Here is a 2608-nt window from a genome sequence, read left to right as displayed (position 1 = left end):
CTGTGCGGCCACGGTCTGATAGTGCGGGGAACGGGCGAGGCGGCGGTCTGTTTCGGTGCTGTCCAGCGGGGTGAACAGTTCCACTTTCTCCCCGCTGCGGGCAACGGTGTTAAAAAAATCGGCACGGGTATCACGGACGGACGCAGCGGCCAGTACCACCTGATTATCCGGCAGGGACTGCCCCGGTGTGGTCACATAGGCGTAATCCGCTTTGAGACCGGCCGTGAGCGGCAGCGTTACCCGGCGGCCGTTATGCGCTGCCGTCAGGGTGCTGTCTGTCACTGCGGTGACGGTCAGGGTGTCACCGGCGGCCAGCCGCCCGTGTTTTGCGAGCAGGGTCAGCGTTTCCCCTGCCGCAATGGCTTTCTGTGCCGGATGAAACAATGACCAGCTGCTGTCGAGTTTTGTGACCTTTATCACCAGAGGCTGTCCCCGGTTGTCTTCCAGCGTCACACTCCGCGTGGCAGGCGTCACCCGGGTGACAGTAAAACGCTCCGCGCTTTTTTTACCGTCCTGCCACTGCTCCAGTATCATCCCCTCACGGTACTGACTGATGTCCCGGCGGGTTTTGCTGTCTGACCACACCGGCGTCAGCAGGGTGACACTGACCGGACTGCCCTGCAGTACCCCCTGTGCGGTCAGTTCCGCCCTGACCGCGTCCGTCAGCGCCGCCCGTTCGCGGGTGCCCGTCACCTGCACCGTGACCGGCACGCCCTCCCGGCGCAGTGCCTGATAACGGGCAGCCACGGCGGCATAACGCTGCTGCTTGTCCCCGGTACTGTGTATCTCCGTCTGCACCGGCGGTTTACCGGCGGCCGCAAACCGGACAACCCCTGCGTCCTCCAGGGTGCGCAGCGCATTCCCGGTGCCTTTGCGACCGGCACTGTCGAGCAGCAGTATCTGGGTATTGGTCTCTTTTGCCTGCGCAAACAGCTGTACCGTCTCTTTCAGTGACCAGCTTTCCGCGCCGGTGACAATCACGGTGCCGTTCACCGGCAGCGCGGGTTTTTCCGTCCAGCGGCGTTTGTCTGTCGTCAGGGTGCCGCTGACCGGCTCCGGGGTATGTTTACTGTCCGCCTCAATCACCAGAACAGTCCGTCCCTGCTGCAGGGCAACGGCGGCGGTTTCCGCCAGCCGGTCACGCTGCATCTGCCGGTTGCCCCGGCTGTCAATCACGGCGGCGTTCGGCAGGGTGTCCGCCAGTTTCTGTGCCGTACCGGTGAACGGGGTATCCGGCACCCGGAACACCGGTGTGCGGTTTTCAGTCCGCACCTCCGCCGCCAGCTGCTGCAGGGTCAGTTCATCCGTCAGGTGGGCGGCTGAGGTGAACAGCCCTTTCTGTTCGTCCAGCGGTATCAGCTGACGCTGTTCAATCGCCCGGTCAATGGCATTTCTTACCACCGTGATGATACCGGGGCGGGCATCCAGTCCGCTTAAGGTCTTTGCCAGCACCGCGCTGTAGGTCATGCTGACCTGCCGCTCACTGAGCGCGTTCACCGCCTCCGTCAGCGCGGTATCTGCCGCTTTCTGCAGTGCTGCCGGTAACGGCGGCGGGGTGAGACTGTCCTGCTCACGGGATTGCGCGGCCGTATTAAACCGGCTGCGTTCCTCACTGCCGAAACCGTTTTTGTCCAGCCGGTCATACCACTCCGTCAGCAGTTCCGCTTTGTCCGGTGTCCGTTTGGCCTGCCGGGTATCGAGCGCGGCCACATCCAGTGATTTCAGGGAAGCGTCATGCCCGGCGGCGTCCAGAATCTGCTGCCGGCGCAGCGAAAAAGGGGCGACCGGCACGCCTTCAATTTCCCATAATCCGTTCTTACCGGTTTCCTGTGTCCGGTAACCGAGTGATTCCACCTGTCTGCGCAGTTCATGGCGGTAGATTTGCCCCAGCGCAACCTGCGAGGCATAAACCGCCTCCGTAAAACCGCTTTTGTGCCGGGTGTCACTGGAGAGTGTCCGCCACTGCCCCTCATGCGCTGTCATATTCATCACCAGTGCGTGGGTGTGCAGCTGCGGGTCAAGTTCGCGGGAGGTATCATGGTTAAACGCGGCAATCACCAGATTGACGAATTTTCCGTCACACCCGGGGTCTGCGTTCACCGGCGCGGTGAGGAAAAACACGGCAAAACCGAGCGCAATCCATCCTGTTTTCACGGCTGCCCCTCCGTCATGGCGGCCGACACAATCCGCAGCCGGTTACCTTCCTGCGTGACCACCGCCGGGATATAGCGGATCCCCAGCTGTGACGTCAGCGCCCCGCCCTGATCAAAGTAAATCCGCGTGTTTAAGGTGTCCGACGCCTCACGGATATTGCCCCGGGTCAGGATCACCTTGTAACGGACGGTGGCCGGTTTCTGTGCGTTCATCCAGGCGACCTGACGCGGGTCATCGGCATCGAGAAAATAGAGGGTCTGCGCAAACGCGATACTCTCCAGCGGATTCACCTGCTGCCCCTTACGGGCGAACACACGGCCTTTGTCATCAGCGAGATCCTGTCTGACCGTAAACGCCGGGTCATACCAGACAGTGTGCGGTTCAGTGTCCGTTTCCAGCCCCTCCACCGGTGCCGGGCGCAGGGTGTTCTCAATCACGCGGTTTTTAAAGTCCT

Annotated in this window: 2 protein-coding genes; both read right to left on the bottom strand. The window is 62.0% G+C overall.

Annotated elements, in window-relative coordinates; translation table 11 throughout:
- A partial coding sequence (mobF, locus tag X965_RS18570; protein WP_156341101.1) for a MobF family relaxase occupies positions 1 to 2154 on the bottom strand: 2154 nt, incomplete at its 3' end.
- Positions 2151 to 2608, bottom strand: a 458-nt coding sequence (locus tag X965_RS19630; RefSeq protein WP_036419745.1) for a conjugal transfer protein TraW, incomplete at its 5' end; no start/stop codon positions are given. The genes mobF and X965_RS19630, both read right to left, overlap by 4 nt.

Origin of the sequence: Morganella sp. EGD-HP17 (genome assembly GCF_000512315.2) — a bacterium.
GTDB lineage: Bacteria > Pseudomonadota > Gammaproteobacteria > Enterobacterales > Enterobacteriaceae > Morganella > Morganella morganii.
This window is presented reverse-complemented; position numbering and strand designations above follow the sequence as displayed.